21 protein-coding genes are annotated in these 26,016 nt (G+C 70.9%); 12 read left to right on the forward strand and 9 right to left on the reverse strand.

The window, feature by feature from the left end; translation table 11 throughout:
* The first annotated feature begins 14 nt into the window (after nt 1–14).
* The 5 genes from F4558_RS27940 to F4558_RS27960 all read left to right on the forward strand — a co-directional run bounded on the left by F4558_RS27940 (nt 15) and on the right by F4558_RS27960 (nt 5,844).
* The gene (locus F4558_RS27940) at nt 15–1,676 is read left to right on the forward strand and encodes an ABC transporter substrate-binding protein (protein ID WP_053654894.1); all 1,662 of its coding nucleotides are present in this window, start codon (nt 15–17) and stop codon (nt 1,674–1,676) included.
* A gap of 82 nt (nt 1,677–1,758) precedes the next feature.
* Nucleotides 1,759–2,763 (forward strand): ABC transporter permease, encoded by a 1,005-nt coding sequence (locus tag F4558_RS27945; RefSeq protein ID WP_053654892.1) that lies wholly within the window; start codon nt 1,759–1,761, stop codon nt 2,761–2,763.
* Complete coding sequence (locus tag F4558_RS27950) at nt 2,760–3,722, forward strand: ABC transporter permease (protein WP_167946690.1); 963 nt, start codon at nt 2,760–2,762, stop codon at nt 3,720–3,722. The genes F4558_RS27945 and F4558_RS27950 overlap by 4 nt, the downstream gene beginning before the upstream one ends.
* Before the next feature lie 8 nt (nt 3,723–3,730).
* Nucleotides 3,731–4,744 carry an ABC transporter ATP-binding protein gene (locus tag F4558_RS27955; RefSeq protein WP_167946692.1) on the forward strand — a complete coding sequence of 338 codons (1,014 nt, stop codon included), beginning with the start codon at nt 3,731–3,733 and terminating at the stop codon, nt 4,742–4,744.
* Nucleotides 4,741–5,844, forward strand: a complete 1,104-nt coding sequence (locus tag F4558_RS27960; RefSeq protein ID WP_053654886.1) for an ABC transporter ATP-binding protein — start codon at nt 4,741–4,743, stop codon at nt 5,842–5,844. Before F4558_RS27955 ends, F4558_RS27960 begins: the two co-directional genes overlap by 4 nt.
* 82 nt (nt 5,845–5,926) lie before the next feature.
* Here the strand turns inward: F4558_RS27960 and F4558_RS27965 are convergent, their stop codons facing one another.
* Both F4558_RS27965 and F4558_RS27970 read right to left on the reverse strand, forming a co-directional pair.
* Nucleotides 5,927–6,325, reverse strand: a complete 399-nt coding sequence (locus tag F4558_RS27965; protein WP_053655080.1) for a hypothetical protein — start codon at nt 6,323–6,325, stop codon at nt 5,927–5,929.
* Nucleotides 6,301–6,960, reverse strand: a complete 660-nt coding sequence (locus tag F4558_RS27970) for an HNH endonuclease family protein (protein ID WP_053655078.1) — start codon at nt 6,958–6,960, stop codon at nt 6,301–6,303. Before F4558_RS27970 ends, F4558_RS27965 begins: the two co-directional genes overlap by 25 nt.
* Before the next feature lie 108 nt (nt 6,961–7,068).
* Between F4558_RS27970 and F4558_RS27975 the strand changes: the two genes are divergently transcribed.
* A complete protein-coding gene (locus tag F4558_RS27975; protein ID WP_167946693.1) occupies nt 7,069–8,562 on the forward strand; it encodes an MFS transporter in 1,494 nt (497 codons plus the stop codon).
* Between the two features lie 70 nt (nt 8,563–8,632).
* Here F4558_RS27975 and leuA read toward each other — a convergent pair whose 3' ends face one another.
* The gene (gene leuA / locus F4558_RS27980) at nt 8,633–10,384 is read right to left on the reverse strand and encodes a 2-isopropylmalate synthase (RefSeq protein ID WP_053654882.1); all 1,752 of its coding nucleotides are present in this window, start codon (nt 10,382–10,384) and stop codon (nt 8,633–8,635) included.
* A 239-nt stretch (nt 10,385–10,623) separates the two neighbouring features.
* Nucleotides 10,624–11,895, reverse strand: coding sequence for an MFS transporter (locus tag F4558_RS27985; protein WP_167946695.1), 1,272 nt, complete (start codon nt 11,893–11,895; stop codon nt 10,624–10,626).
* Between the two features lie 68 nt (nt 11,896–11,963).
* Here F4558_RS27985 and F4558_RS32275 point away from each other — a divergent pair, with 68 nt between their 5' ends.
* Complete coding sequence (locus F4558_RS32275; RefSeq protein WP_167946696.1) at nt 11,964–12,956, forward strand: ArsR/SmtB family transcription factor; 993 nt, start codon at nt 11,964–11,966, stop codon at nt 12,954–12,956.
* A gap of 12 nt (nt 12,957–12,968) precedes the next feature.
* Here the strand turns inward: F4558_RS32275 and F4558_RS27995 are convergent, their stop codons facing one another.
* On the reverse strand, nt 12,969–13,499 hold the full coding sequence (locus F4558_RS27995; protein ID WP_053654876.1) for a nitroreductase family protein: 531 nt from the start codon (nt 13,497–13,499) through the stop codon (nt 12,969–12,971).
* 84 nt (nt 13,500–13,583) lie between these two features.
* Entirely contained in the window at nt 13,584–14,372 is a 789-nt protein-coding gene (locus F4558_RS28000) for a hypothetical protein (protein WP_312877405.1), read from the reverse strand.
* A gap of 266 nt (nt 14,373–14,638) precedes the next feature.
* On the opposite strand from F4558_RS28000, the gene F4558_RS28005 reads away from it, so the two are divergent.
* Complete coding sequence (locus F4558_RS28005; RefSeq protein WP_053654874.1) at nt 14,639–15,904, forward strand: aspartate kinase; 1,266 nt, start codon at nt 14,639–14,641, stop codon at nt 15,902–15,904.
* 6 nt (nt 15,905–15,910) lie between these two features.
* Nucleotides 15,911–16,972: an aspartate-semialdehyde dehydrogenase gene (locus tag F4558_RS28010; protein ID WP_053654872.1), complete on the forward strand. Its 1,062-nt coding sequence runs from the start codon at nt 15,911–15,913 to the stop codon at nt 16,970–16,972.
* A 186-nt stretch (nt 16,973–17,158) separates the two neighbouring features.
* Here F4558_RS28010 and F4558_RS28015 read toward each other — a convergent pair whose 3' ends face one another.
* Entirely contained in the window at nt 17,159–18,580 is a 1,422-nt protein-coding gene (locus F4558_RS28015) for a diguanylate cyclase (RefSeq protein ID WP_167946697.1), read from the reverse strand.
* Nucleotides 18,581–18,759: 179 nt separating this feature from the next.
* Here F4558_RS28015 and F4558_RS28020 point away from each other — a divergent pair, with 179 nt between their 5' ends.
* The 3 genes from F4558_RS28020 to F4558_RS28030 all read left to right on the forward strand — a co-directional run bounded on the left by F4558_RS28020 (nt 18,760) and on the right by F4558_RS28030 (nt 22,053).
* A complete protein-coding gene (locus F4558_RS28020; protein ID WP_167946698.1) occupies nt 18,760–19,470 on the forward strand; it encodes a histone deacetylase in 711 nt (236 codons plus the stop codon).
* Nucleotides 19,471–19,677: 207 nt separating this feature from the next.
* The gene (locus F4558_RS28025) at nt 19,678–21,384 is read left to right on the forward strand and encodes a bifunctional metallophosphatase/5'-nucleotidase (RefSeq protein ID WP_053654868.1); all 1,707 of its coding nucleotides are present in this window, start codon (nt 19,678–19,680) and stop codon (nt 21,382–21,384) included.
* A 195-nt stretch (nt 21,385–21,579) separates the two neighbouring features.
* Nucleotides 21,580–22,053 carry a hypothetical protein gene (locus F4558_RS28030; protein WP_312877406.1) on the forward strand — a complete coding sequence of 158 codons (474 nt, stop codon included), beginning with the start codon at nt 21,580–21,582 and terminating at the stop codon, nt 22,051–22,053.
* Nucleotides 22,054–22,111: 58 nt separating this feature from the next.
* On the opposite strand, the gene F4558_RS28035 is transcribed toward F4558_RS28030, so the two are convergent.
* On the reverse strand, nt 22,112–22,936 hold the full coding sequence (locus F4558_RS28035) for a class I SAM-dependent methyltransferase (RefSeq protein ID WP_167946699.1): 825 nt from the start codon (nt 22,934–22,936) through the stop codon (nt 22,112–22,114).
* 75 nt (nt 22,937–23,011) lie between these two features.
* Nucleotides 23,012–25,597, reverse strand: coding sequence for an ATP-binding protein (locus F4558_RS28040; protein ID WP_167946700.1), 2,586 nt, complete (start codon nt 25,595–25,597; stop codon nt 23,012–23,014).
* Nucleotides 25,598–26,016: the final 419 nt, after the last annotated feature.

Here is a 26,016-nt window from a genome sequence, read left to right on the forward strand (position 1 = left end):
CGAGGTGAAGCACGATGCGTGCACCCAGGCCGAAGGTCGCGATCGCGGCCGTCGCGGTCGCGGCCCTCGCGGTAGCAGGCTGCGCCGAGAGCAACCGCGACGACAGTTCCAGCGATAGTAAGAAGGACACCCTCGTCTTCGGCGTCGCCGGAGACCCGAAGGTGCTCGACCCGAGCTTCGCCAGCGACGGCGAGTCGCTGCGTGTGGCGCGTCAGGTCTTCGAGACCCTGGTCCGCCCGGAGGAGGGTGGCACCAAGGTCACCCCCGGTCTGGCCGAGTCCTGGACCCCGGACGCCGCCGGCACCACCTGGACCTTCAAGCTCCGCTCCGGTGTGAAGTTCCACGACGGCACCGACTTCAACGCCGAGGCCGTCTGCGTCAACTTCAACCGTTGGTACAACGCCAAGGGCCTCATGCAGAGCCCGGACGTGACCGCGTACTGGCAGGACGTCATGGGTGGCTTCGCCGCCAACGAGAACGCGGACCTGCCGCCGAGCCTCTTCAAGTCCTGCGCCGCCAAGGACGCGACCACCGTGGACCTGTCGTTCACGCGGGTCTCCAGCAAGATCCCGGCCGCGCTGATGCTGCCCTCGTTCTCCATCCACAGCCCGAAGGCGCTGCAGGAGTTCGACGCCAGCAACGTGGGCGGCACCGCGGACGACATCAAGTACCCGTCGTACGCCACTGAGCACCCGACCGGCACCGGCCCGTTCAAGTTCAAGTCCTGGGACGTCGCGAACAAGACGCTGACCCTGGAGCGCAACGAGGACTACGCCGGCACCAAGGCCAAGCTGAAGACCCTGATCTTCAAGACGATCTCGGACGAGAACGCTCGCAAGCAGGCGCTGCGCTCCGGTGACATCCAGGGTTACGACCTGGTTGGCCCGGCCGACGTTGAGCCGCTGAAGAGCGAGGGCTTCAACATGCTCACCCGCCCGGCGTTCAACGTGCTCTACCTGGCGATCAACCAGAAGGGCAACCCGAAGCTCGCCGACCTGAAGGTCCGGCAGGCCATCGCGTACGCGCTGAACCGTCAGCAGCTTGTCGACTCGAAGCTGCCCCCGGGCGCCAAGGTCGCCGACAACTTCATGCCCGACACCGTCGAGGGCTGGAACGGCGACGTCACCAAGTACACCTACGACCCGGCCAAGGCGAAGGCGCTGCTGGCCGAGGCCGGCGCGTCGAACCTCACGCTGAAGTTCCACTACCCGACCGAGGTCACCCGGCCGTACATGCCGAACCCGAAGGACATCTTCGAGCTGCTCTCGGCGGACCTGAAGGCGGTCGGCATCACGGTCGAGGCGATCCCGCTCAAGTGGAGCCCGGACTACCTCAACGCTACGACCTCGGGCAACAAGCACGACCTGCACTTCCTCGGCTGGACCGGTGACTACGGCGACGCCTACAACTTCATCGGTACGTTCTTCGACCGGCCGAAGGACGAGTGGGGCTTCAACAACAAGGCCCTGTTCGACCAGTTCAAGGACGCGGACGGCACCGCCGACATCGCGGCCCGGACCGAGAAGTACAAGGCCCTGAACAAGTCCGTGATGGACTTCCTGCCTGGTGTGCCGATCTCGCACTCGCCGCCGGCGATCGTGTTCGGCAAGGACGTGACCGGCGTCAAGGCGAGCCCGCTCACCGACGAGCGCTTCGCCACCGCCGAGTTCAAGTAAGTCCTGATCTGACGCAAGGAACGCGGGCGGGCGCTGTCGCACAGCGCCCGCCCGCAACCCTCCGCACCCCTTCGAGGCCGCCGTGTTCCGGTTCATCGTCAGGCGCCTGCTTCAGCTGATACCCACGCTGTTCGGGCTCTCCCTTCTGCTCTTCATCTGGCTCCGCCGGCTGCCCGGCGGCCCGGAGACCGCGATCCTCGGCGAGCGCGGTACGCCCGAGATGCGTGCCGCCATCCGCCGCAACATGGGCCTCGACGAGCCCATCCTGGTGCAGTACGGGCGGTTCGTTCGCCGGATGATCAAGCTCGATCTGGGCACCTCGACCTCCACGAAGCGGGCGGTCACCACCGAGTTCATCGAGCGCTTCCCCGGAACCGTGGAGCTGACGATCACCGCGATGGTGATCGCGATCGGCGTCGGCATCCCGCTGGGCTATCTGGCCGCCCGCCGTCGGGGCCGGTTCCTGGACCACGCCTCGGTGGGCGGGTCGCTGATCGGCATCTGCATCCCGGTCTTCTTCCTCGGCTACGTGCTCAAGGCGATCTTCTCGGAGAACCTGCACTGGTTCCCGTCCAGCGGTCGGCAGGACCCGACGCTCGGCGCGACCCGGATCACCAACTTCTTCGTCCTCGACGGGCTCATGACCCGCGAGTGGGACGCGGCAGCCGACGCCCTCTGGCATCTCGTGCTGCCCGCCATCGCGCTGGCCAGCATCCCGCTGGCGATCATCGTCCGGATCACCCGGGCGAGCGTGCTGGAGGTGCTCAACGAGGACTTCGTCCGGACCGCCGAGGCCAAGGGTCTGACCGAGCGGACGGTCCGTACCCGGCACGTGCTGCGTAACGCGATGCTGCCGGTGGCCACGTCGATCGGCCTGCTCGCCGGCGGTCTGCTCTCCGGCGCCGTACTGACCGAGACCGTCTTCGCCTTCAGCGGCATCGGGGCCTTCGTCGCCGAGGCCATCGGCCAACGCGACTATCCGGTGCTGATGGGCTTCATTCTGATCATCGCGGTGGTGTACGTGCTGGTGAACCTTCTGGTCGACCTCTCCTACAGCTTCATCGACCCGAGGGTGAGGGTGCGATGACCCTCAGCCCGGGCAAGAAGCGCGAAAAGATCGACCGGCTCTCGGAGTTGGCCGCCCGCGACGACGAGCGTGGCGTCAGCCTGTGGCAGGAGGCTTTCCGCCGGCTGCGCGGTAACCCGGCGGCAGTCGTCGGTGCGGTCATCCTGGCGATCTTCGTGTTGGTCGCGGTGATCGGGCCGTTCCTCGTGCCGTACGCGCCGACCGACACGATCGGCATCCGTGAGGGTCTGATCAAGCCGGGTGTCATCCCCGGCCCCAACGGCGACCACTGGTTCGGCTACGACCACCAGGGTCGTGACGAGTTCAGCCGGATGATTGTGGGTGCCCGGCAGACTCTGCTGGTCGGCGTGGTCTCCACACTGATCGGCCTGGCGGTCGGCGCGCTCATCGGCGGCGTCTCCGGTGCCGCGGCCGGCCTCGGTGGCCGGTGGGGGCGGTGGATCGACACCACCCTGATGCGGTTCGTCGACATGCTGCTGGCGATGCCGAGCCTGCTGCTGGCGGTAAGCATCGCCGCGCTGCTCGGTGCCAGCCTGACCACTGTGATGATCGCGGTCGGCGTGGTCTCGGTGCCGGTCTTCGCCCGGCTGCTGCGCGGCTCGATGATCTCCCAGGCCAACAGCGACTACGTGCTGGCGGCCACCTCGCTCGGCGTGAAGAAGTCGAAGATCGCACTGACCCACGTGGTGCCGAACTCCCTCGCCCCGGTGATCGTGCAGGCCACCCTGACCCTGGCCACCGCGATCATCGAGGCCGCGGCGCTCTCGTTCCTGGGTCTGGGCAACCCCGACACCGCCGTACCGGAATGGGGGGTCATGCTCGCCGACGCGCAGCAGTACCTCGGCATCCGACCGTCACTGGCGATCTACCCGGCGGTCGCGATCATCATCACCGCGCTCGGCTTCACCCTGCTGGGTGAGGCGATGCGCGAGGCCCTCGACCCGAAGCTGCGGAAGTAGGCCCCCTGATGGCACTGCTCGAAGTGGATGATCTGTCCGTCACGTTCGCCCGGCGGGGCCAGCGGGCCGTGCACGCGGTCGACGGCGTGTCCTTCTCCGTCGACGCCGGTGAGGTCGTCGGCCTGGTCGGCGAGTCCGGCTGCGGCAAGAGCGTCACGTCACTGGCGATCATGGGCCTGTTGCCGAAGCAGCCTGGCCTGCGCGTCGGTGGCAAGGCCGTCTTCGACGGCACCGACCTGCTCCAGCTCGACGACCGGTCCCGGCGTGACATCCGGGGCCGGGACATCGCGATGATCTTCCAGGACCCGCTCTCCTCGCTGAACCCGGTGATCCCGATCGGGTTGCAGGTGACCGAGGTGCTCGCCCGGCACCGGGGGATGAAGGGCGAGACCGCGGCCAAGGAGGCTGCGTCGCTGCTGGACCGGGTCGGCATCCCGGACCCGAAGCGCCGGCTGAAGGAGTACCCGCACCAGCTCTCCGGCGGGATGCGGCAGCGGGCGTTGATCGCGATGGCGGTGGCCTGCCAGCCTCGGCTGCTGATCGCCGACGAGCCGACCACCGCGCTGGACGTCACCATCCAGGCCCAGATCCTGGAGCTGCTCAAGGAACTGGTCCGGGACTCCGGCACCGCGCTGCTGATGATCACGCACGATCTCGGTGTGGTGGCCGGCATGGTCGACACCGTCAACGTGCTCTACGCCGGCCGGGTGGTGGAGACGGCCCGCCGTCGTCCGCTGTTCCGCGAGCCGCGTCACCCGTACACAGTGGGTCTGCTCGGTTCGGTGCCGCGCCTGGACGCCGGGCGGGGCGAGAAGCTCACCCCGATTCCCGGTTCGGTCCGGGATCTGCTGCCCTGGCCGGATGGCTGCGCCTTCGCCCCGCGTTGCGCCCGTCGGACCGACGAGTGTGTGGGGCAGTCGCCGGAGCTGGTACACACCTACGACGGGCGGAGCTACCGGTGCGTCAACCCGGAGCCCGTGCCCGGCACGGTGCCCGCCCCACGCGAGGAGGAGCCAGCGTGAGCGACAACGACATCCTCGTCGAGGTACGCGACCTGAAGGTGCACTTCCCGATCAGACGGGGAGTGCTCTTCGACCGGGTGGTCGGGCATGTGAAGGCCGTCGACGGGGTCGACCTGAGCATCCCGCGCGGCAAGACGTACGGGCTGGTCGGTGAGTCCGGCTGCGGAAAGTCGACGCTCGGTCGTGCACTGCTCCAGCTCACACCGCCGACCGCGGGCGAGGTGAACTTCGACGGCGTCGAGCTGACGAAGCTGCCGGCGGGCAAGCTGCGCACCATGCGGCGCCGGATGCAGATGATCTTCCAGGACCCGATGTCCAGCCTCGACCCCCGGCAGAACGTCGAGTCGATCCTGACCGAGGGCCTCCAGACCCATGGGATCGGCGCCGACCGCAACGACCGTCGGCGGATCATCGGCGAGACCCTTGACGCTGTGGGGCTGCCCCGTTGGGCGCTGTCCCGCTACCCGCACGAGTTCTCCGGCGGGCAGCGCCAGCGCATCGGCATCGCCCGTGCGGTGGTGCTCGGGCCGGAGCTGATCGTCGCCGACGAGCCGGTCTCGGCGCTGGACGTCTCGATCCAGGCCCAGGTCGTGAACCTGCTCGACGAGCTACAGGACAGCCTCGGGCTGACCTACCTGGTGATCGCGCACGACCTGGCGGTCGTGCGGCACATCTCCGACACTGTCGGCGTGATGTACCTGGGCGCGCTTGTCGAGGAAGCGCCGAGCGACCGTCTCTACACCGAGCCGCTGCATCCGTACACCCGGGCGTTGATGTCCGCGGTGCCCGTGCCGGACCCGGATGTGGAGGACCGGCGGGAGCGGATCCTGCTCGCGGGCGACCTGCCCTCGCCGGCCAACCCGCCGTCCGGCTGCCGTTTCCACACGCGCTGCCCGTGGGCGCAGCCCACCCGCTGCGCCGACGAGCGGCCGGTGCTGCGGGAGATCGGCACCAGCCGGGTGGCCTGCCACTTCGCCGAGCAGATCGCCAGTGGGGAACTGCGCCCGCACAAGGTCAGCGTGCAGATCGTCCGCCCCGAGGGCGAGGGCGAGTCACCGGGCGTGGTCTCCGCACCCAGCGAGCCCGGCTCGTACGTCTGACGGGGCGCGGGGCCGTTGCCTCGTGAGCGTGATACCTCTGAGTCATCAAGATGACTCAGAGGTATCACTTTGTCGGGCGCGGTCAGCCCTCCGGGCGGTGCAGCAGTGCCACAGCGACACCGTGCACCGCGTCCAGCCCTGCCGGGTCGCCCAGCGGGACCGACCCGCCGGTCACCGCGTACCACTCGTCGGCGTCCTTGTACTGCACCTGCAGCGTGACCTTGCCGTCCGCGTAATCGGTGCGCAGGGTCAACTCGCCGGTGACGACGCCGACCTCGTCGGTCATCACCCCGCCCGGCCCCGGCACGATGTCGGCGGTACGGCTCTGCGCGCCGCCGGCACCGTCGGAATCCGCGACCATGCCGGCCCCCGGCACGGCGGCCGGGGTCTCGGCGGCACCGTCCGCGGTCATGCCTGCTGTGGCCGGGGTCTTGTCACCAGCCCCCTCGGCCTCTGTCACGAATTGCTCCCCACCCTGCAGCCCTCCAACATGTCGGTCAGAGCGGACTTCTCCGCACTGGTCACCGTCAGTCGCCAGTAGTGCTTGACGGCTACCCAGTCTTCCGCGTACTGACACCAGTACGACCGGTTTGCTGGCTTCCACTGGGACGGGTCCTGGTCACCCTTCGACCGATTCGACGACGCCGAAACCGCGAAGAGCTGCGGTCGTGTGGTGTCGTTCGCGAAATCGCCGCGCTTCGCGTCGTCCCACTCGTCGGCACCCGAGCGCCACGCGTTGGCCAACGGCACCATGTGGTCGATGTCCACGTCGGAGGGGTCGGCGGCGCTGCGACCGTCGTACACGCTCTCCCACCGACCACCGACCACGTTGCAGCCCGACAGCTTCACGTCCTCGCCGTCGCGCTGCAGGATGGTGTCCCGCACATCGCAGTTCTTGCCGGTGTTCCGCCAGTGCGGAAAACGGCTCCGGCTGTAGCCCTTCATCGAGCCTGCTTCGGCGACGGTCAGCTCACCCAACTGCTGGGCCGTGTTGCCGCCGCCACCCGACGACGGGGCAGCCTCCGGTTCATCCGGTGGGACACAACCGGCAACGCCAAGCGCCAGCGCCGCGACGAGCGCGGTCACCGCCGCGCGCGATCCTGATCTGGTACGCACAGACGACACCTCTCCAGCTTGCGGGCTCCCGGCGATTGCGCACAGTACCCGGGGAACGGTTTCGGCGTTTCGTGGCGTCTCCCACATCCTGCAGGGCAGATTGGTGAGATGACCGCCTCCGCACCCGCGCCCGCTCTGCGGATGGGCACCGCCGCCGGTCGGGGGACGCTGCTCGCCGCAGTCCTCGCCTCCGGAATGGTCTTCCTCGACAGCACCGTCGTCAACGTGGCGCTGCCGAAACTCGGCCAGGATCTCGATGCCAATGTGGCCGATCTTCAGTGGACCGTCAACGGCTACCTGCTGATGCTGGCGGCGTTCGTGCTGCTCGGCGGGGCACTCGGGGACCGTTTCGGCAGGCGTCGGGTCTTCCTGATCGGGGTGGTGTGGTTCACCGTAGCCTCGGTGCTGTGCGGGCTGGCCCAGGGCACCGGCGCGCTCATCGCGGCCCGGTTCCTCCAGGGTATCGGCGGCGCGCTGCTCACCCCCGGGTCCCTGTCGGTGCTCCAGGCGAGCTTCCACCCCGACGACCGAGGGCGGGCGATCGGTGCCTGGGCCGGACTGTCCGGTGTCTCCACGGCATTGGGTCCGTTCATCGGCGGCTGGCTGATCGACGCCCTGTCCTGGCGGTGGATCTTCTTCCTGAACGTGCCGCTCGCCGTACTCGTGGTGCTGGCCGCCGTGCGGTGGGTGCCGGAGAGCCGTGACGAGAACGTCTCGCGGACGCAGGGACCGGGGCGCACCCGACGCCGGTTCGACGTGGCCGGGGCGCTGCTCGGCGCGCTCGCACTCGCCGGCATTACGTACGCCCTCATCGACGCGCCCGCGCGCGGCCACACCTCCGCCCCGGTGCTTGTCGCGGCGCTCGTCGGAGTGCTGGCCGCAGTGGCGTTCGTCCTCTTGGAACGGCGACGCGGCGACACGGCGATGCTGCCCACCGGGCTCTTCAGCAGTCGACTTTTCTCGGTGCTGAACATCTTCACAGTGGTGGTCTACGCGGCGCTCGGCGGTTTCACCTTCTTCTTCGCCGTCTATCTCCAGAACGTCGTCGAGTGGTCGGCCTTCCGCACCGGGATCGCGCTGCTGCCGATGACGGTCCTGCTGCTCGTCGGATCGGCACGGGCCGGTGCGCTGTCCGCGCGGATCGGCCCGCGGCTGCCGCTTGCCGTCGGGCCGGTGGTGGCCGCCGCCGGTCTGCTGCTGCTCCGCGGCGTCGGGCCGGGCGCGTCGTACTGGCGGGACGTACTGCCGGGAGTGCTGCTCTTCGGTCTCGGACTGACCCTTGTGGTGGCGCCCCTGACCGCGTCGGTGCTGGCGGCGGTGCAGGACCGGTTCTCCGGGGTGGCCAGCGGCTTCAACAACGCCGCGTCCCGGGCCGGCGGTCTGCTAGCGGTCGCCGCATTGCCGCTGCTTGTCGGCCTCTCCGGTGGCGGGTACGAGCAGAAGGCCGCGCTCACCGACGCGTACCGTGCTTCGTTGCTGTGGTGTGCGGGCCTGCTGCTGGCCGGCGCCGCGCTGGCGCTCGTGCTGGTCCACCGACCGCCCCGCGCGGCCCCGCCGTCGCAGCCCTGCCACTCGATGCCCGCCGCGACACCTCCGCGATAGGAAACGCCCCGATGTAAGGAAGGGCCCCTTGTTAACGCCTGGGCGCTAACAAGGGGCCCTTCCTTACAGCTCAGCGGCGGGCGCGGTTGACGGCGCTGGTGACCGCCTTGATCGAGGCGGTGACGATGTTGGCGTCGGTGCCGACACCCCACACCGTGTGACCGTCCACCTCGCACTCCACGTACGCGGCGGCCTGCGCGTCCCCACCGGAGGACAGCGCGTGCTCGTGGTAGTCGAGCACCCGGACGCCGACGCCGATCGACTGGAGCGCGTTGACGTACGCATCGATCGGGCCGTTGCCGATCGCCGTGAGCGACCGCTCCTCGGCGCCGACGCCGACCTGGGCCTCGATCTCGACCTTGCCGTCGGTGGTGCCGATCGTGTAGCCGGCCAGCCGGACCGCCGGGTCAGGCTGGTGGTCGAGCAGGTAGTGCGTCGCGAAGATCTCCCACATGGCGGCCGGCTCGACCTCGCCGCCGTCGTGGTCGGTGACCTGCTGCACCACACCGGAGAACTCGATCTGGAGCCGCCGGGGCAGGTCCAGCTGGTGCTCGCTCTTCATGATGTACGCGACGCCGCCCTTGCCGGACTGCGAGTTGACCCGGATGACCGCCTCGTAGGTGCGGCCCAGGTCCTTCGGGTCGATCGGCAGGTACGGCACCGCCCAGGTCTGCTCGTCCACAGGCACGCCGGCCGCCTTCGCGTCGGCGTTGAGGGCGTCGAAGCCCTTCTTGATGGCGTCCTGGTGGGAGCCGGAGAAGGCGGTGTAGACCAGGTCGCCCGCGTACGGGTGGCGCTCGTGCACGGGCAGCTGGTTGCAGTATTCGACGGCCCGCCGGATCTCGTCGATGTTGGAGAAGGAGATCATCGGGTCGATGCCCTGGGAGAACAGGTTGAGCCCCAGCGTCACCAGGTCGACGTTGCCGGTGCGCTCGCCGTTGCCGAACAGGCAGCCCTCGATGCGGTCCGCGCCGGCGAGCAGGCCCAGCTCGGCGGCGGCCACACCGGTGCCCCGGTCGTTGTGCGGGTGCAGGCTCAGCACCACGCTGTCGCGGCGCGGCAGGTGCCGGTGCATCCACTCGATCGAGTCGGCGTACACGTTCGGCGTCGCCATCTCGACGGTGGCCGGCAGGTTGATGATCAGCGGGCGGTCGGGCGTCGGGTCGATCACGTCGATGACCCGGGAGCAGACCTCCAGCGCGTACTCCAGCTCGGTGCCCGTGTAGGACTCCGGCGAGTACTCGTAGAAGATCTCGGTGTCCGGGGTGTGGATCTCTGCGTACTTCTGGCAGAGCCGGGCGCCGCTGGTGGCGATGTCGGCGATGCCGTCGCGGTCCAGGCCGAATACGACCCGGCGCTGGAGCGTGGACGTCGAGTTGTAGAAGTGCACGATGGCCCGCTTCGCGCCGCGCAGCGACTCGAACGTCCGGTCGATCAGGTGCTCCCGACACTGGGTGAGGACCTGGATCGTGACGTCGTCCGGGATCATGTCCTGTTCGATGAGCTGCCGGACGAAGTCGAAGTCGGTCTGGCTCGCCGACGGGAAGCCGACCTCGATCTCCTTGTAGCCCATCTGCACCAGCAACTGGAACATCCGGCGCTTGCGCTCGGGTGACATCGGGTCGATCAGCGCCTGGTTGCCGTCGCGCAGGTCTACCGCGCACCACCGCGGCGCGGCCTCGACGTGGCGGGTGGGCCAGGTGCGATCCGGCAGGTCGATGCGGAACTGCTCCTGGTACGGCTGGTAGCGGTGGTACGGCATTCCGCTCGGGCGCTGCCGGGCGAAGGGATCGGTCTCAGCGTCGGTGACAGGTTGAGCCATCTCAGAGTGCTCCCTGGAACATGTGGCGTCAGCAGATCGGAAGGTGTCGGCGAGGCGTCGGGCTGCGGTGCCCACGCGACTGCCGATGAAAAGCTCGGATGTGCTGGACGGCGCGATGCGACTCCGCGACGAGGTGCCGGCCGGTTAGGCCTCGTCGCGGCGGCTAAGGAGAAGAAGCGCCTGCCACATGACCAGGTCACCCTACGTGATGGAACTGGGGGTGGAAAGGAACGTCCGGACTATGGGACCGACGTCATGTTCTCCTCCGGGGCCATGGCACCCAGCCTCGGAGTCCGCTCAGCCCAGGCCACCACGGGCACGATCGCGAGCCCGACCAGAACGAAGATCGCCGCCGTCGGATACCAGCCCCATCCGCCGGTGGTCACCCCGAGCGCCGTCAGCCCGGCCGGGGCGATCAGGAACTGCACCTGCGTGCCCAGGCGTAACGCCCCCACGTAGGCGCCGCGCTGGTCGGCCGGTGGCAGGGTGGCCGTGAGGCCCCAGGTGCCCGCCGACTCGATCAACTCGGCGAGGATCAGCAGCGTCGCGGCGGCCACGAGCACCACGATGGTGAGCCCACCCCGGGTAACGCCGGAGATCGGCAGGACCAGGCAGAACACGGCGATCAGCAGGCCGCCCCGGCGCGACGCCCGCGCCGCGCCCGCAGCGGTGTCGGCGCCCCGGCTGACGCGTACCTGGAGCAGCACGATCAGGACCGTGTTGAGCAGCACCAGAGCGGCGATCACCGTCTTCGGGGCATCCGTGTGGGTGAGGATCCAGAGCGGCATCACCGTCAGGTACAGCACCCCGTGCGCGGTGAGCAGCCCGGACAGCAGGGACACCGCCAGGAACGGCCGGTCCCGCAGTACGGCGAGCCGGCTCATCGGCTCCGTGGGCCGGACCACGTGGGGCAGCCGTGGCAGTCGCCGCACGAACAGGGCCGTCACCAGGATCACCGTCGAGATGAACCAGACCATCCCCCGGTACGCCGCCATCGTGTCCACCGCCAGCACCACGCCGCTGATCACCGCGCCCAGCCCGAACCCGACGTTCAGCGACGAACGCTGGTACGCCATCCCCGTGACCCGTTCCGCCGGAGGGAGCGCGTTGATCGAGTAGACCTGACGGGCCACGCCGGTGGCGGCGTCCACGGTCGCCAGCGCCACCACCACGGCGAGGAAGCCCGCGAAGCCGCCGACGAACGGGTACGTCGCGAAGAGCATCGCGTCCAGCACCAGCCCGAACACCCAGACCCGCTGCGGTCCGTACCTGTCGGTGAGCCCGCCCAGCGGGACCGTGCCCAGCAGCGACACCCCCGCCGCGATGGACAGCCCCAGCCCGACCTGGGCGGCGCTGAGCCCGAGCGCCCGTGTGAAGAAGACGGCGCTGCCGGCGTGGAACAGGCCGCTACCGACGGCGTAGACCATTGCCTGCACGGCCAGGGCGCGGGTCAGCCCGGGCGGCGGTACGACGTTACGGACGGCGGTGCGGATGATGTCTCTGGCCCCCATGGCTGCTGAGTGAATCGTGCCCCCACGGCATCGGTCGAACCTTTTAGGCTGGGCCGAATCGTGCGGGGGTGCGTGTGTCGGAGTTGCGGTTCAGCCTGGCCGACGTCGCGGGAGTACGGCTCGCCGTGTCGCCGGTCAACGAGACGGTCATGAGCATGTGGGCGCTTGGCAGCCCGGTCCGCTATGCGGTGCACCTGCCCTGGATCGACAGGGCCCGGGTGACGGTGCGTCGTCCCGAGGTGGCCGCCCGGGTTCGCCCGCTCACGGAGTTGGCCCGGGCGGGTTGCTGGTTGCCCGACTTCCTCACCCCGGCGGCCCGACCGAACGTGGAGATGGCCGAGCAACTGGACCAGATCGCCGCGACGCCGCCGGCCGTGGTGGTCCAGGACCTGCTGGCGACCACCCCGCGCCGGCCGCTGAGCCCGTTCGGGCTTGCGCTGCTCGCCGATCCCCGCGGGCTGCTGCCGCAGCTCGTCGACGCCGTACGGGTCTGGTACGACGAGGCGATCGCCCCGGACTGGCCGCGGATGCGGGCGCTTCTCGACGCCGATGTGGCGTACCGCGCCGCTCAGCTCGCCGAGGGCGGTGCCGGCCGGTTCTTCGAGCAGCTCCACCCGAGCCTGCGCTGGCTCGGTGACCGGGTGGTCAGCGACGACCCGTTCGAGCGGGACTTCGACCTGCGCGGTCGTGGGTTGGCGCTCAACCCGACGGTGTTCACCGAGCGGCGGGTGCTGTGGAACCTGCTGGAGGACTCGCTGCCGGCCGGCGCGTACCCGGTCCGGGCTGTCGGAACGCTCTGGGAGGCGACCCCGTCGCCACCTGGTGACTCGCTGGCACGGGTGGTCGGCCCGGGCCGGGCGGCGCTGCTGCACCTGCTCGACACCGCGACCAGCACCACCGATCTGGCCCGACTCACCGGGATGTCCGCCGGGAACGTCTCCCAGCACCTGGCCGCGCTGCACGCCGCCGGCCTGGTCCACCGGGTTCGGCAGGGCCGGCACGTCCTCTACGGCAATACCGAGGCCGCGAAGGTCCTGCTCCGGGCAAGCCGTGGCGGGTGATCCGAGGGGCGCTCAGCAGAGCAGCAGGTCGGTGACCGGGCGGCGGTGACGGAGGCCGGTTTCGCGGGCGCGCAGGTCGGCCGGGAGGGCGAACGGGTCCCCGAGACGGCCGACGGCGGCGACAACCAGCGGGCGTACGCCGACGGGCAGGTTGAGCTCGGTGGCGAGGCTGACCTGGTCGAAGCGGGTGAGTTGACGCACGTGCAGGCCGAGCGCGGTGGCCTGAAGGGTCAGGTGGGCCATCGCCTGACCGAGGTCGTACGCGGCACGCTCGGCGTCCCCGCCGGTGTGCGCGCCGACCACCAGTGTTGCGGCGTGCCGGGCCCAGCACTGGTCGTCGTCCGGGAGGCTGACCATGATCCGCTTCCAGTTCTCGTCGTCCCGGTGACCGAGGGCGAACCGCCAGGGCTGCCCGTTCTCCTCCGACGGCGCCCAGCGCGCGGCCTCCAGCAGTGAGGCCGCCTCGTCCGGGGTCAGCTCGGCGCGGGGGTCGAAGGCCCAGGGGCTCCAGCGGAAGGCGAGCAGCGGGGTGAGGTCAGCCATGCCGAGAATCGTCCTGTATGGGTGATTCGCCGCTCAGGATGGGCTCCCCAAATGTGGTCAATGACACCCGTAACGGGACGAAGGTCAAGACGTTCCCGCGCCTGGGCTGTCCGACGGGTCAGGAGTCGGCGGCGCCGCCGTGCCGAGGGGCTCCACGTCCACCACCACCGGCCCGGCCAACTGCACGCTCGCCGGCGCGGGACCGGGCGGGGCGGCCAGCCGCAGCGTCCCGGCCGCCGTCCGGACACCTGTCGGCGTGCCGTCCCGGTCGTAGCAGTAGATGCCGACGTCCAACGGGGCGTTCAGCGAAGCCGAGGTGGACTCCACCGAGTAGCAGGCGCCGGTGACGCCCTCCTGCGGGCTGGCCGGAGCCACCGCCAACGGCGCACGCCTGTCGGTAAGCACAGCCAGCCAGTCGGTGAGCGGATGGTGGACGCGAGGGTCCAACCGGCGCGGGAGCGCGTCGTCGCGATCCCCGAGGCGTACGCAGTGCGCCGGCTCCGGTCGAGCGCTCGACGGCAGGGCGCACTGGAACAGCCCGTCGGTGGTGGCCGCCAGCGAGACGTCGACGGTGCCGCCAAGCGCACCACCTGGCACGTCGACCCGCCAACTGCCGTCGTTCGCGCTTGTGAACACGATGCTGCGGTCCGGTCGGCCGGGCTGGCTGAAGACGTACTGCGCCACGAGGTGGCGATCCTGCGCGGCCGCGGCCAGGGCGGCAAGCTCGTCCCGGGCGGCGTCCACCCTCACCGGCCCGGGATCGACAGGCGGTGGGGGAGCGGGTTGCTCGCTGGTGCAGGAGACCAGGACAGCAGGCAGGGCGAACACGAGCGGCCCGAGCACGCGGCCGGCCGAGCGGATGAGGACGGGCACCGGCTCATTCTGATGGGTGCCGCAGGATCGCGGGGAAGCGGCGCGCGGCGTGCCCTCGGCGTGTCGGGCGCGGCGTGCCGACGTACCGTGCGGGCTTGCGGACCTGGTCACCCGCGCTGGCCGTTGGCCCGCGCGGGCCGGATGGTGGGATCACACAACCCGGCGTCCTGACCCGCCGGATACCCTCATGGGGTCTGACACGCGCCGCCGGCCCCGGTTCCGGCGGCGTCGGCACGCTCAGGGACGCTGGGAGGGAGTGCACCGTCGTGGCACTCGTGGTGCAGAAGTACGGCGGGTCCTCCGTCGCCAATGCCGAGCGCATCAAGCGGGTGGCCGAGCGCATCGTCGCCGCCCGTAAAGCTGGCGACGACGTCGTGGTGGTGGTCTCCGCGATGGGAGACACCACCGACGAGTTGCTCGACCTGGCCAATCAGGTCAGCCCGTTGCCGCCGGGCCGCGAGCTGGACATGCTGCTCACCGCCGGGGAGCGGATCTCGATGGCCCTGCTGGCCATGGCGATCCACAACCTGGGGTACGAAGCCCGCTCGTTCACCGGCTCGCAGGCCGGCGTGATCACCACCTCGGTGCACGGTCGCGCACGGATCATCGACGTCACCCCCGGGCGGCTCAAGGGCGCGCTCGACGAGGGCGCTGTGGTGATCGTGGCCGGTTTCCAGGGCGTCTCGCAGGACACCAAGGACGTCACCACGCTGGGTCGGGGCGGTTCGGACACCACTGCCGTGGCGCTCGCCGCCGCGCTGCACGCCGACGTGTGCGAGATCTACACCGACGTCGACGGCATCTTCACCGCCGACCCTCGGATCGTGCCCAACGCGCGGCACATCCAGCAGATCACCTACGAGGAGATGCTGGAGTTGGCCGCGTGCGGCGCCAAGGTGCTGCACCTTCGTAGCGTGGAGTACGCCCGCCGGGCGGGGTTGCCGATCCACGTCCGTTCGTCATACTCGACCAACACCGGCACGATGGTCACCGGATCGATGGAGGACCTTTCCATGGAGCAGGCACTGATCACCGGGGTCGCGCACGACCGCAGCGAGGCCAAGATCACGATCGTCGGCGTGCCCGACGAGCCGGGTGCCGCCGCGCGGATCTTCGACACCGTCGCCGGTGCCGAGATCAACCTCGACATGATCGTGCAGAACGTCTCCACCGAGGGCACCGGCCGGACGGACATCTCGTTCACGCTGCCCAAGGCCGACGGCCCGACCGCGATGGCCGCCCTCAGCAAGATCCAGGAGCCGGTCAAGTTCAAGGGCCTGCTCTACGACGACCACGTCGGCAAGGTCTCGCTGATCGGCGCCGGCATGCGCTCGCACCCCGGTGTGGCCGCCGGCTTCTTCGCCGCGCTCGGCGCGGCAGGTGTCAACATCGAGATGATCTCCACCTCCGAGATCCGGGTCTCCGTCGTCTGCCGGGACACCGACCTCGACGCCGCGGTGCGCGCCATCCACGACGCGTTCGAGTTGGGCGGCGACAGCGAAGCCGTTGTCTACGCGGGGACGGGTAGGTAGCGCCCCATGACGGCGCTGCCCACCCTCGCCGTGGTCGGAGCGACAGGTGCCGTCGGCACCGTGATGTGTGAGCTGCTCACCGGGCGTCGCAACGTCTGGGGTGAGATCCGGCTCCTCGCCTCCGAGCGGTCGGTCGGCAAGCGGGTGCAGTGCCGGGGCGAGGAACTCGTCGTCCAGGCGTTGACACCGGAGGCCTTCGACGGCGTCGACGTGGCGATGTTCGACGTGCCTGACGAGGTCTCCGCCGAGTGGGCGCCGATCGCCGTCGCCCGCGGCGCGATCGCCGTCGACAACTCCGGCGCCTTCCGGATGGACCGGGACGTCCCGCTCGTCGTTCCGGAGATCAATCCCGAGGAGGTACGCAACAGGCCCCGGGGCATCATCGCGAACGCCAACTGCACCACCCTCGCGATGATCGTCGCGGTCGCCCCGCTGCACCGCGAGTACGGCCTGCGGGAATTGGTGCTCGCCTCCTACCAGGCGGTCTCCGGAGCAGGCAAAGCCGGGGTGGACATCCTGCACGACCAACTCGCCAAGGTCGCCGGTGATCGCGCGCTCGGCTCGCGCACCGGCGACGTCCGCCAGGCCGTCGGCGACGACCTCGGCCCGTTCCCGGCCCCGCTGGCGCTCAACGTGGTGCCCTGGGCCGGCTCACCCGCCGACGACGGCTGGTCGTCCGAGGAAATGAAGATCCGCAACGAGTCGCGGAAGATCCTCGGCCTGCCCGACCTCAAGGTCAGCGCCACCTGCGTCCGGGTGCCAGTCGTGACCGCCCACTCGGTGGCCGTCCACGCGGTCTTCGCCACCGAGGTGGACGCCGAAGGCGCCCGCGAGGCGCTGCGCAACGCGCCCGGCGTGATCCTCGTCGACGACCCCGCCTCTGGGGAGTTCCCGATGCCGATCGACGCGGTCGGCACCGACCCCTCCTGGGTGGGTCGGATCCGCCGCGCCCTCGACGACCCGCGCGCCCTGGACTTCTTCGTCACCGGCGACAACCTCCGCAAGGGCGCAGCCCTCAACACGGCCCAGATAGCCGAACTAATAGCCAAAGAGCTAAAAAACCAGTAACCGGCGCCCCTGCCCTGCGCTGCCCCGTCGCTGCCCTGCCCTGCCCTCCCCGCCCCCGTCGATCATGGAGTTGTGGTGGGCAGATGGTGTCGTGATGCCCGGTTTATGAGGCACCACAACTCCATGATCGACCCCGCAGGGGGAGGGCGCGCGGGCGCGGGGGAGCAGCGCGAGGGCCAGATTTGGTTAGGCCGCTGCTAGGTGGACTCCGTCTCGGCCTTGGCGTTTTACCGCGTAGAGGGCCTGGTCGGCTCTTCGCAGGGTGCCGTCGGGGGACTCGCCGGGGCGGGGCAGCGCAACACCCACGCTGATCGTGCGCCCGATGCGGCGGGCGGCCTCGGCCAGCCGTTCGGCGATCCGGACCGCCTCCTCCGGACGGTTCACCTCGATCACCGCGACGAACTCGTCACCACCGATCCGGTACAGCTCGTCCCCGTGCCGCAACGCCCCCTCCAGCGCCCGGGCCAGCCCGACAAGCACCCGGTCGCCGGCCTGGTGGCCGTACGTGTCGTTGACAGTCTTGAAGCCGTCCACGTCGATCGCCAGCAGCGCCGTACGCCCGGGGGTGGCCGCCGCGATCCGCTGCCCGAACGGGCCTGTGTGCCGCAGCCCGGTCAGCGGGTCCGAGCTGGCCTGCTCCCGGAGGCGGGCCAGTGTGTGCAGCCGTTCCAGGCTGGTCCACGCCTGCCCGGCGAGCAGTTCCATGAGGCTGACCGTCGTCGGATCGGGGCGCAGCACCCGCGCGTCGGCCACGAGCAGCGCCCCGCCAGTGTCGGACGGGCCGACCGGAACGGCGATGAGCGTGCGTACCCCGGCCCGGGTCAGTGCCTGGTAGTCCTCCGTGGGCGGATGTCCCACCTCGCCCAGCGTGTAGCCGGCCCCGTACCGGTGTGCCCGCTCCACGATCCGGCCCAGCGTCTCCGGACCCGCCCCGGCCAGCTCCGCCCGGATGCGGGTCTCCAACTCGCCGGGGGCCGCCCGGGACGGCCCGAGCCGCGCGCCGTCCGGCCCTCCGATCAGCAGCACCGCCGTGGAGAGGGTGGAGACCTCACGCGCGGCGCAGGTCGCCGCGCTCATCACCGCCTCCTCGGTCTCGGCCGAGGAGAGGGCGGCGGCGTGCCGGAGCAGCTTCTCGCTGCGGCTCTCCGCCGGAGGGCCGCCGAGTGCGGCGATCCGCGCACCGAGCAGGGCTGCCAGGCGCTGCGCGGTCTCCCGCCACGGCTCCAGGTCGACAGGCCCGCTCCACTGGAGGTCGAGGACGCCGACAGTCCGGCCCGACGGGTCCAGCACCGGTACGCACAGTTCCGTGGTCACGTCCGGGCGTACCGGAAGGTAGTCGGGGTCGACGGTGACGTCCGGGACCACTGCGGTGGCCCCGGTGGCGTACACCCGGCCGACGATGCCGGTGCGTGCCGGCACCGTGGCGAAGACCTGCCAGGCGCCGGTCGCAGCCACGCAGCGCAGCCGGTCATGGACGTCGAGTAGCACGGAAATGGTCGCCGAGGTGTGTTGGGAGAGGGCGCTGACCGTCCACCGACAGGCCTCCGGCACGCTCGACGCCATCGTCAGGCGGACGGTGACGTCACGGATGACTCGCTGATGATCCACTCGCACGTCGTTCCAGGTAGGGGAGGGTTCGGCCAGCGCCGAGCCACACGATCAAGCGTACTCACGGCGGCGGTTGACGACCTTCGTACACACGTTCTATCCACAGCCTGTGGACGCAGCCTGTGGGTTCAGCCGCCGGCCGCCGTTAGCGTGGGACCCCCGGCACCGAGGAGGCGACAATGCCCGCGCACCCGAGCGCCGTCCCGCCCGCGGCGCCCGTCGTGGTCACCGCCGAGGAAAAGCTCGTCTGGTACGTCGCGTACGGCTCGAACATGCACGCCGCCCGGCTGGCGTGGTACATCGGTGGCGGGTGCCCGCCCGGCGGCCGACGGACGTACCCGGGCTGTCGTAACCCCCGTCCGCCCCGGCGGTCGGTGCCGGTCTCCCTGCCCGGCGGGATCTACTTCGCCGGCGAGTCCGGCGCGTGGACCGGCGGGATGGCGTTCTACGACCCGCAGCTGCCCGGGGTGGCCGCAGCCCGGGCCTACCTGGTCACGATCGAGCAGTTCACCGACATCGCGGCCCAGGAGATGTACCGCCCAGCGGGCGACCACGCCGACCTACTTCCGGCGACCGTCGAGGCTGTCGACACCGCCGTCGCCGACGGCCGGACCACGCTCGGCCCCGGACGCTACGAGACGCTGATCTGCCCGGGGCACCTCGCCGGAGCCCCGCTGCTCACCTTCACCGCTCCCGAGCCGTCGTCGGCCGTACGGTGCCGGCCACCCGCGCCGCTCTACCTCGGGATGATCGCCCGAGGGCTGCGCGAGTCGTACGGATGGCCGGCAGCGCGGATCGCCGACTACCTGGCCCAGCGGCCCGGGGTCGCCGAAGGCTGGACGCCCGACGCCGTCGCGGCCCTGGTCACCGACGCGCTCACCGCCGACTGACAAGGGCGGCGCGAAGACCGCGACGGGCCGTGCGGGTCACGCCGAGCGCCCGGCTCGACCGGTCGGCGTTCGGATGAGAGGCTGTCGGAGAGCGGCGACCCCCGATGCGCCGCCATCCACGATCGACACTTCCGACGGCGTCGGTCGGCGACCCGGTCGACCCACAGGCCGGGCACCGCACACGCGCCGATTCTCACGAGGAGTCCCATGTCCATTCCCGGGATGCGTCGGGCCGGCGTCGCCCTGACCGCGCTCGCGGTGGCAGCGCTCGGCGCGGTCGCCACCACCCCCGAGCAGGCGGACGCACGACCGAAGCCGGTCGACGTCACACTGCTGGCACTCAACGACTTCCACGGCAACCTCGAACCGCCGAGCGGGTCCAGCGGCACCATCGCCGGGCAGACCGCGGGCGGCGTCGAATACCTCGCGACCCACCTGGCCGAGCTGCGCGCCGCCGCCAAGAAGAAGAACACCATCACCGTCGCCGCCGGTGACCTGATCGGCGCGTCTCCGCTGCTCTCGGCCGCGTTCCACGACGAGCCCACCATCGAGGCGTTGAGCATGGCCGGGCTGGACTACGCCAGCGTCGGCAACCACGAGTTCGACGAGGGCGCCGCCGAGCTGCTGCGGATCCAGAACGGCGGCTGCCATCCGGTGGACGGCTGCGCCGACGGCACCCCGTACCGGGGCGCCGGCTTCAAGTACCTGTCCGCCAACGCCTTCAAGACCGCCACGGGCAAGCCGCTGCTGGCGCCGTACGCGATCCACAAGGTGCAGGGCGTCAAGGTCGGCTTCATCGGGATGACCCTGGAGGGCACCCCGGAGATCGTCAGCCAGCAGGGCGTCGCGGGCCTCACCTTCGCCGACGAGGCCGACACCGCCAACCGGTACGCCCGTGAGCTGCGGCGCAAGGGCGTGGAGGCGATCGTCGTGCTGCTGCACGAGGGCGGCACCCAGGCCGCCACCGGTGGCATCAACGACTGCGTCGGCATGACCGGGCCCATCGTGGACATCGCCAACCGGATGGACCCGTCGATCGACGTGGTGGTCAGCGGCCACACCCACCAGGCGTACAACTGCGACATCAACGGCAAGCTCGTCACCAGCGCCAGCTCGTTCGGCCGCCTGGTCACCGACATCGACCTGAAGATCGACCGCCGGACCGGTGACGTCATCTCCGCCAAGGCGGAGAACATGGTGGTCACCCGCGACGTCGCCAAGGACCCGAAGCAGACGGCCCTCATCGACCGCTACAAGACGGTGCTCGGCCCGGTCGCCGGCCGCCAGGTCGGCGAGACCACCACGGCGATCACCCGGAGTCAGGAAACCCTCTTCGGTACGACGATGGGTGAGTCACCACTGGGCAACCTGATCGCCGACGCGCAACTCGCCGCCACCGACGACGAACAGAACGCCGTCGCCGCCTTCATGAACCCCGGCGGGGTCCGGGCCGACCTCGACGCCGGCCCGGTCACCTACGAGGAGGCGTTCACGGTCCAGCCGTTCGCCAACAACCTGGTGACACTCGACCTGACCGGTGCGCAGCTCTACTGCGTACTGGAGCAGCAGTTCGTCACCGGCCGGACGCTGTACCCGTCGTCGACAGTCGGCTACGTCGTCGACCCGGCCGGCACCACCGGCACCGTCGCCGACCCGTGCGCCGGCACCCGCGTGGTCCGGGGCAGCCTCACCATCGGCGGCGCCGCCGTCGACACCGCCGCCACCTACCGGGTGACGGTGAACAACTTCCTGGCCGGCGGCGGTGACGGTTTCAGCGCCCTCACCGGCGGGACGAACCTGGTCACCGGCCAGATCGACCTGGACGCGTTCGTGGCGTACCTGACCGCGCAGTCGCCGGTCTCCGCCCCGACGCTCGACCGCATCCGCACCACCGCCGAGGTCCCCGCCGCCTGACGGCTGGCCTCTCGACAGTCGGGCCCCGGAGCACCCGCTCCGGGGCCCGACCCGTCCCTGCCCGTCCTTGCCCCTGCCTGTCCCTGGCGGCCCGGGGAGATCGCTCGAACATGGCCGCACCTCGGCCGGCGGGGCCAGGTGGCTCTTTGCCGGCGGGGCACGGTGGCTGTCGGTGTGCTCTGCCATGCTGGCCCGGTGAGTGTGACCTGGCGGCATCTGCCCGCATCGGCCCGTGAGATCGCCAACGCGGCCGGCGAGGCCGTCACCGCCGCCCATCAGCGCGACCCCACGACGTACGCGGTGGCGGTCGAACGGCTCACCGGTGCAGACCGGTCCGGCCTGGTGCTCGGCGTCGTCGTCCGGTTGCTGCTGGAGGAGACACATCCGGACGGGCTCGACGGTGACGACGTCCGCCAGGTGCTGGAACGCTGCGTTCGCGCGGCCGCCGAATGGTGCGCCGACGTCGATCCGCACGTGATGCTGGTGCTCCTCGCCGGGGCGCTCGGCGTGTACGACCCCGGCGACGACGACAATCCGCCCAGCCCGGCGGCGGTTGCCCGTCACGCTCCGCTACTCGTCGCCGACCTGGTGTCAGCCGCCGGCCGGCCGCTCGACGGCTATCTGGCTGCCGCCTTCGTCGAGATCGAGCGGACCGAACGGCACGACTGACCGGCCTCGCCCATGCTCTTCGTACACCCTCAGGTGGCCCGGGCGGCCGCCGCCGCTCTCAGGCTGGCGAGGGCGTCCGCTCGGCCACCACCTCCAGATACTCCGCCGGGATCCGCACCGTACCGTCGGTGGCCCGGTTGTTCGTACGGGCCAGCTGCACCAGGTCGGCGTGCAACTCCGGTCGTCGTTCCTCGGGCAGCGCCTCGAACGCCTTCAACGTCGGCCCGTAGTTGGCCCGGAAGAAGTGGGCGAACTCCTCCGGTGTGCCGAAGCGGAAGACGAACTCCCGGCGTACCGCCCGCAGTTCACCCGCCGCGTCGCCGAGCAACTCGCGGAGCCGGCCCTCGTCGCCCCACTGGACCGGCGGGCGTAGCCCTGCCGGTGGCGGTACGTGCCGCCCCACCGTGCGGAACAGGTCGCCGATGAAGCCCTGCGGCGTCCACGACGCCAACGCCAGCGTCCCGCCGGGTCGGCAGACCCGGACCAGCTCCGCCGCCGCCCGCTCCTGGTCCGGCGCGAACATCACGCCGACGACGGACAGCACCGCGTCGAAGGAGCCATCGGCGTACGCCAGCCGCTCCGCGTCCCCGGTGACGAACGTGACCGGGAGGCGTTCCGCCGCGGCGCGTGCGTGGCCCCGTTCCAACAGTTCGGGTACGTAGTCGACGCCGGTGACGACGCAGCCGCAGCGGGCGGCGGCGATGGCGGCGTTGCCGGTGCCGGTCGCGACGTCCAGCACCCGGGTGCCGGCCGACAGGTCGGCTGCCGCAACCAGCCACTCGGAGATCGGGTGGATGAGCGCGGCGACCGCGCCGTAGTCGCCGCTGGCCCAGGTCACCTGCTGGCGTGTCTTCACGGCGTTGAGATCGAGTGCGGTGGTCATCGGTGTCTCCCTCGGACGGCTCGTTGTGCCATCGACGCTAGGCAGGGCGACACCCTCGGTAATCGGCAGAAACACCTATGTTGGCGGCACCAGCCCTCGACGGCGGGCCGTCGCGGCCGCCTGGCCCCGGCTGGGCACCGCGAGCTTGTCCAGCACCGCCGACACGTGGTGGTCGACGGTGCGGGTGGAGAGCGACAGCCGCGCGGCGATCTCGGCGTTGCTGAGCCCGTCGACGAGCAGCTCGAGCACCTCCCGTTGCCGCGCCGTCAGACCGCTCGGGTGCGCGGCCGTCGCCGGCCGCGGCCCCCTCGGCACCCGGGCCATTCCGCGTCCGCGCAGGTCGGCGCGGACCCGTCGGGCCACGGCCACCGCACCAAGACCGTCCAGGATCCGCAGTGCTTCACCGGCCGCCGGGCCGTCGCCGCAGGCCAGCGCCTCCACCCGGGAGTACGCGCAGCCGAGCTGCTGCCATTCGTCGGCCGCACCGGCCCAGTCGCCCTCGATCAGCCGCCGGTACGGCGACGCCAGCGCGTCGGCGTCCCCGACCGGTTCGCCGACACGCCACAGCCAGTACGCCAGTTCCCCGGCGAACCAGGGTTGGCCCGCCTGCACCGCGAGCTGGTACGCGCGCCGCAGCTCGGCGACCGCCGGCGCCGCGTCGCCGGCCAGCCAGTGTCGTTCCGCCAACGCCGCCGCGACCGGCACCACGAACTGGAGTTCCCGGCTCTGCGCCGCCCAGTCTGCCGCCGTGTCCAGGTGCGGGGTCGGCTCGTCGCGGCGGGCACCGAGCCGGCCCAGCGCGACCAGGGCCGGGACGAGGCTCCCGCCGGGCTGCGCAGCGCCGGCCAACGCCCGCTCGGCGTCAGTACGCGCACCGACCCAGTCACCGATGGTCACCCGCAACCGGGACCGGTAGCCCAGCAGGTGCCGGGCGTACCCGTCGAGGTCCCGGCTGGTGGTGAACCGCAACGCCCGGTCCAGGGCCTCGACTGCCGGCGTGACCCGGTGCCACTCCACCGCCATCGTGGCCATGTTGACAAGCGCGCGTGCCGCGTGGTCGTCAAGGTGGTGTGCGACGGCCAGGGCGTAGCCACGTTCCAGCTCCACGAGGCCCGCGACATCACCGCCCTGTAGACGCGCCGATCCGACGTTGACCAGGGCGTGCGCCTCGGTGTCGGCGTCGCCGAGACGGCGGGCCAACGCCTGTGCCCGGTCGCCCCAGTCGATGGCCTGACGGTTGTCGTCGGCGAGCATGAGCAACTGCGACATGTTGCTGTAGGCCATCGCCAACTGCCGACCGGCAGGCGCGGACTCCAGCACCTCGACCGCACGGGTGCCCGCCGTCCGGGCCGCCGGGCTGTCCCCGGTCCACCAGCAGAGCCGGGAAATCCAGCGCAGGTTGTCGCCGATCCGCAGCGGATCGCCGTCGGCTTCCCGCAGGACCAGCGCGGTCCGGCGGGCCTCCAGCGCCCGCGCGGCGAACCCGGCCAGGTACGCCGCCGTGGCGTACGCCTCCAGCAGTTCCGCCCGGCGCGGCGCGGGCAGGTCCGCGGCGTGCGGAAGCGCCGCGGCGTAGTGGTCGGCCGCCTGCCGGTGCGCACCCGCCCGGCTGGCCCGCTCGGCCGCCACGGGCACCCAGCGCAGCACGGCCGCCGGGTCGTCGGCGTGGTGCGCGTGGTGCACCAGTCGGGCCGCGTCCACGTCGGCGCGTGGTGTGAGCCGGGCCAGTACGGCGGAGTGCAGCGCCACCCGCCGGACTGGGGACAACGACTCGCGTACCGCACGGCCCAGCAACTCGTGCCGGAACGCCACCGCGTTGCCCACGGACACCAGCACGCCCCGGTCCAGGCATTCCTGCACGGCATCCGGCGGGTGACCGTCCAGCAGGTACGGCTCGGCCCGGGACGGCACCACCGAAACCAGAGCGGCGACCTCCCGGGCAGCCACCGGCAGCGCGGCCAGCCGGGCCAGCATCAGATCACGTACGGTCGGCGGCACACCGGGGCCGGCTGCCGCCAGCACCTCGGTGACCAGCAGCGGATTGCCGCCGGTGGCCTGGTACAACCCGTCCGGAGCGCGGCCGGCGGCGCGGGCCAACGCCGCGACGGCGTCGGTCGACAACGCCGGCAACGGCACCCGGCGGACCAGTTGGCGGGGCAGGCCCGCCAGGACGGCGTGCAGTGGATGCTCCACCCCGACCTCGTCGTCGCGCAGGGTCAGCACCAGCAGAGCCGGATGGCGGATCAGCCGCCTCCCCAGGTACGCGATCAGGTCCAGGCTGGCCCCGTCCGCCCAGTGCGCGTCCTCCACCACCATCACGGTGCGGCGGCCGGGGCGGGAATCCGTCAGCTCGTCGAGGAGCGCGTCGAACACGGCACCCCGACGGTCGGCCTCCGGCCCTGCGTGCAGCGTGGCCAGTCGGTCCGCGAGCACCCCACCGACCTGGCGAGCGACGTCGTGCAACGGGCCGAGCGCCCGAGGTGTCAGCAGGGGATCACAACTGCCCCAGAGCACCCTCGCCCTCGTCATCGTCGCGAAGGCGCCGACCAGGGCGGACTTACCCGCGCCCGCCTCACCTGCGACGAGCGCGATCGCGCCGCCGGCAGAGGCCAGCAGCCCGTCCAGGGTGGCGAGCGCATCCGCGCGCTCCAGCAACTCCATCGAGGTCGATGCTAGTCAGCGGGACACCGCACAGGCATCGGCCGCGACGGTGACATCCGCGCCGTTCAGTAGCAGGCGCTGACCTGCGGTAACAGCCGACCTCGGCGATCAGTGATCGCCGGGGCGCGGGACTGTACGGCCCGAGGCGCGTCCCGGCAGAAGGACTTCCCGCGATCCGGCCGCCTGCCAGCGCGAGTAGCTGGCCAGCGAAGATCCAGAACGGCCCGACGAAGACAGCCGCAACGCATAGGGACAATCCGATGGCGAAAAGGGCACCCCCGGCAGCGAGGGCCATGCGGCGCTTCGTCGCCTCTGCGGTCATGTCCCCAGCCAAGCAACTCGTCGTACCTGTCGGTATCCACCAAGCCGCTGCCTCGGTGGAGACGCATATGCGCCCGATACCGCTGAGGCGTAGTCAC

This window comes from Micromonospora profundi, from assembly GCF_011927785.1.
Lineage (GTDB): Bacteria > Actinomycetota > Actinomycetes > Mycobacteriales > Micromonosporaceae > Micromonospora > Micromonospora profundi.